Annotated in this window: 5 protein-coding genes; 1 reads left to right on the top strand and 4 read right to left on the bottom strand. The window is 36.5% G+C overall.

Annotated features, from left to right (window positions below; translation table 11 throughout):
* Positions 1 to 147: 147 nt before the first annotated feature.
* The 4 genes from jag to rpmH all read right to left on the bottom strand — a co-directional run bounded on the left by jag (position 148) and on the right by rpmH (position 2,291).
* A complete protein-coding gene (gene jag / locus V7124_RS07535; RefSeq protein WP_335487644.1) occupies positions 148 to 768 on the bottom strand; it encodes an RNA-binding cell elongation regulator Jag/EloR in 621 nt (206 codons plus the stop codon).
* Positions 765 to 1,541 (bottom strand): YidC family membrane integrase SpoIIIJ, encoded by a 777-nt coding sequence (spoIIIJ, locus tag V7124_RS07530; RefSeq protein WP_335414858.1) that lies wholly within the window; start codon positions 1,539 to 1,541, stop codon positions 765 to 767. Before spoIIIJ ends, jag begins: the two co-directional genes overlap by 4 nt.
* 146 nt (positions 1,542 to 1,687) lie before the next feature.
* On the bottom strand, positions 1,688 to 2,038 hold the full coding sequence (rnpA, locus tag V7124_RS07525) for a ribonuclease P protein component (protein WP_335414855.1): 351 nt from the start codon (positions 2,036 to 2,038) through the stop codon (positions 1,688 to 1,690).
* Between the two features lie 118 nt (positions 2,039 to 2,156).
* The gene (gene rpmH, locus V7124_RS07520; RefSeq protein WP_007084526.1) at positions 2,157 to 2,291 is read right to left on the bottom strand and encodes a 50S ribosomal protein L34; all 135 of its coding nucleotides are present in this window, start codon (positions 2,289 to 2,291) and stop codon (positions 2,157 to 2,159) included.
* 710 nt (positions 2,292 to 3,001) lie between these two features.
* Between rpmH and dnaA the strand changes: the two genes are divergently transcribed.
* Positions 3,002 to 4,348 (top strand): chromosomal replication initiator protein DnaA, encoded by a 1,347-nt coding sequence (dnaA, locus tag V7124_RS07515; protein WP_335414845.1) that lies wholly within the window; start codon positions 3,002 to 3,004, stop codon positions 4,346 to 4,348.
* Positions 4,349 to 4,387: the final 39 nt, after the last annotated feature.

Below are 4,387 nucleotides of genomic sequence, written 5' to 3'. Positions count from 1 at the left end.
GCCCACGCACGAAGAAAATGCGATAGCATTTTCGAGGAGTCGAGCGCCTTTCGCTCCAATCAACGAGTTCTAAAATCAACTTGTATTCCATTAACACAGCCAAGACAAAAAAAGACATCCTCGGAAAAGATGTCTTTTAACTATTTTTTATTTTGCTGGTGAAATCACAATATGTCGATATGGATCTGAACCATCTGAATATGTTTTTACTCGTTTATTATCGGATAAAGCTGTGTGAATGACCTTACGCTCATATGAAGGCATTGGTTCCAATGCTACATCCTTGCCAGTCTTTAAAGCCTTTAAGGCAAGACGATGTGCTAATTGAATTAGCGTATCGTTTCTACGATTTCGGTAGTCCTCTGCGTCTAAAATAACAGTTAAATAATGATTTGAAAAACGATTGATCACTAACTGCGTCAAATATTGCAGTGAATTTAAAGTTTGTCCTCTTTTTCCAATCAAAAGAGCAATCTTTTCTCCTGTCAGAACGAAATGAACTTGTTTACCATCACGTTTAATTTCAATACTAACTGGAACTCCCATTTGTTCACTAACCTGAAGCAGGAATTTCTTAGCCTCATCAATTGGATCAATGATAATCGTAACCTTAACGACAGCTGGGCGAGCACCAAAAATTCCAAAGAAGCCCCTTTTACCTTCATCAATAATGGTTACATCTGTGCGGTCTTTTGTTGTGTTTAATTGAGCTAAAGCTGATTCCACTGCTTCTTCGACAGTTTGTCCTGTAGCAGTTACTTGTTTCACTTTTTTGCTCCTCCCGCTTTACCGGATTCTTGCACTTTTCTTAGGTCCGGCCCTTTAATGAAATAAGTTTGTATGATCATAAACAGGTTTCCTACTACCCAATACAAGGAAAGGGCTGCTGGGAAATTGAAAGCAAAAATGACAATCATAATCGGCATCATCCAAAGCATCATCGCCATTTGTGGATTATGCTCTTGACCAGCCATCATCAGTTTTTGCTGAATAAATGTGGTGATACCCGCAATAATCGGCAAAATATAGAATGGATCTTTATCTCCAAGGTCAAACCAGAGAAAGCTATGATCAGCGATTTCCCTTGTTCTTGAAATCGCATGATAAAAACCAATTAATATTGGCATTTGCACGATTAATGGAAAACAACCGGCCATTGGGTTCACACCATGTTTTTGGAAAAGAGCCATCGTTTCCTGCTGCAATTTTTGCTGTGTTTTTTGATCTTTTGAACTATATTTTTCTCGAAGTGCCTTCATCTCTGGCTGTAAGGCCTGCATCGCTTTTGAGCTTCTTGTTTGCTTTATCATTAATGGTAGTATGGCTAACCGAATTAAGATTGTAACGACAATCAAGGAAAAACCAAAGCTCCCACCTAGGATTTCTGCACCTTTTACAATCACCCAAGAAAGCGGGTAAACGATATACTCATTCCAAAATCCTGTACTTTCTGCACTAATTGGCTTGTTTATTTCGGTACATCCTGTTAAAAACAAAAAGACTGAAACGATACCAAGCAAAAGTAATATTCGTTTTTTCAACCGAAGTTTCCTCCTTGAACAATATATATACTATATAAGAATGAATACCTTTTTTATCAATATAAACCTTGAGTATATTTCATAGGTATTTTACCATCATTTACAATAATTTGCTTCTTAAATTTATACCGAATACAACATTATTTTTAAAAATTGCCCCTTCTGAAAACCTTTCCAACCTTTAATACATGGGTTAAGCTTTTTTTTACTTCAAAAAAGTCCATGTCAGCTGCAGGTTTTCTAGCAATAATGACATAATCATTCCCTGGAACAATTTGATCCGATAGTTCAAAAATAGCTTGTCTTATGTATCTTTTAATTTGGTTTCTAGTTACAGCATTTCCTAACTTCTTGCTCACAGAAAGACCAATTCGAAAATAGTCCTGATTTTCTTTCTTTAGACTATAAATAACGAATTGCCTATTTGCAAAGGATTGTCCCTTTTGAAATGCCTCTTGAAATTCCTTATTCTTTTTGACACGCAATTCTTTCTTCATAGAAAAACACCTTCCATCTGCACAAAAACTTTTCCACTCTGAAAGATCCTTTATTAGAGCTGTTTTCTAAACAGAAAACAGCCTCTATTAGAAAAAAGACCACTGATGTTTCAGTGGCCTAAGCTGATAATACTTTTCTTCCTTTAAGACGACGGCGTGCTAGAACTTTACGTCCGTTAGCTGAGCTCATACGACTGCGGAAACCGTGAACTTTACTATGTTTACGTTTATTTGGTTGATATGTTCTTTTCATTATAAGACACCTCCCTGAGGAATAGCTGTTAAAGACAGTCTAACTAATTATAAAGACGCACCTCCATATTGTCAACCACCCATAAGATATTGTTCCCATGTCCCCACTTTTTTGCACCAAGACTTTTTTACTCTAACAAGATTTTTCTTTCTTAGTTGAGTTGCTATAAAATTTACCTGTGGATATTTTTTTCGACTTTTTATTTACTTTTTCACAAGATATTGACAGTTTTTGCACAGGAGGCACTACTTGTGGACAAGTTTTAATCACATATTGTTACGGTTGTGGATAAACCAATAAAAGGCATTGCACACATGCCCTTTATTTGGTATTATATTTGTGTTTTCACTCTGAATAACTTCGTCTTCAAAATAAATTATCCACAATTTGTGGATAAGGTGTGGACAAGTTATCCTTGCATACTGCAGAAACTTGTCCACAAGCGGTGGATATTGTCGAAACTCCACTTTATTTCCTATATTATGTTTTTCCACAATCATTGTTTCGTATATTTATAAATTAGTAGTTGTACAGCTTGTATAACATTGTTTTATCACGGAACTTTTATCCATTTTGATATGAGGATGGTTAAAGGATACTTCACCACTCTTTGTGAAAAAATATCTTTATATATGGAGTTTAGACGAAAAAAAATCTGCAAGTGCACTTTAGAAATAGATAGATAAAAAAGAAATAAGGAGGGACAACCGTTGGAGAATATTGCGGATCTTTGGAATGCTGCTCTAGCCAATATCGAGAAAAAGATTAGCAAGCCTAGCTTTGACACCTGGCTGAAGTCCACAAAGGCCCATTCCCTTCAAGGAAATCTACTTGTGATTACGGCTCCTAATGAATTCGCACGTGATTGGCTCGAGGAGCGCTACTCCCAGTTAATTTCTGGTATTCTTTATGAAATCACTGGAGAAGAGCTGACAGTAAAGTTCATCATTCCGCAAAATCAAAAAGAAGAAGACCCTGATTTACTATTACCAGCTAAAAAGGCCAAAAAAGATGACGATCAACATGATTTTCCTGCAAATATTTTAAATCCAAAGTACCTGTTTGATACGTTTGTAATTGGTTCAGGGAATCGGTTTGCTCACGCAGCCTCACTAGCTGTTGCTGAAGCACCCGCAAAAGCCTACAATCCCTTATTTATATATGGGGGCGTTGGGTTAGGTAAAACACACTTGATGCATGCAATTGGTCATTATGTTTTAGAACATAAGCCCAACGCCAAGGTTGTATATCTATCTTCAGAAAAATTCACGAATGAGTTTATTAATTCGATTCGTGACAATAAAGCTGTAGAATTCCGCAATAAATATCGAAATGTGGATGTGCTTCTAATTGATGATATTCAATTTTTAGCAGGAAAAGAATCAACCCAAGAGGAATTTTTCCATACTTTTAATACTCTTCATGAAGAAAGCAAACAAATTGTTATCTCAAGTGACCGGCCGCCAAGGGAAATCCCGACCCTCGAAGACCGATTGCGTTCACGTTTTGAATGGGGATTAATTACGGATATTACTCCTCCAGATTTAGAAACTAGAATTGCTATTCTTCGGAAAAAGGCTAAGGCTGAGGGCTTGGATATACCAAATGAAGTGATGCTTTATATTGCAAACCAAATCGATACCAATATCCGAGAACTTGAAGGAGCATTAATCCGTGTTGTTGCCTATTCTTCTTTAATCAATAAAGATATTAACGCAGATCTTGCATCAGAGGCGTTAAAGGACATCATTCCAAGTTCAAAACCAAAAGTCATCACTATACTTGAAATCCAAAAGACCGTTGGTGAACATTATAGTTTGAAGCTAGAAGACTTCAAAGCTAAGAAGCGCACTAAATCTGTAGCTTTCCCTAGACAGATTGCCATGTACTTATCACGGGAACTAACGGATTATTCATTACCAAAAATCGGAGAAGAGTTTGGTGGGCGAGATCACACTACCGTTATCCATGCTCACGAAAAAATTTCTAAGCTCTTGCAAACTGATCTTCAGCTGCAAAGACAAATAAAAGAAATAAATGAGATGTTAAAAGTTTAGGAAGGGATGTTTGCATAACGATTGTTGTTAAAATCTTAA

It is taken from the genome of Neobacillus niacini, from assembly GCF_036961885.1.
In the GTDB taxonomy this organism is placed as follows: domain Bacteria; phylum Bacillota; class Bacilli; order Bacillales; family Cytobacillaceae; genus Neobacillus; species Neobacillus niacini_H.
The sequence above is the reverse complement of the archived record's forward strand: the minus strand, read 5'-3'. Positions and strand labels throughout refer to the sequence as shown.

Coding starts and splice junctions, on each gene's coding strand:
- rnpA (WP_335414855.1), bottom strand. CDS start 2,038: ATGAAGAAAGAATTGCGTGTCAAAAAGAATAAGGAATTTCAAGAGGCA.
- rpmH (WP_007084526.1), bottom strand. CDS start 2,291: ATGAAAAGAACATATCAACCAAATAAACGTAAACATAGTAAAGTTCAC.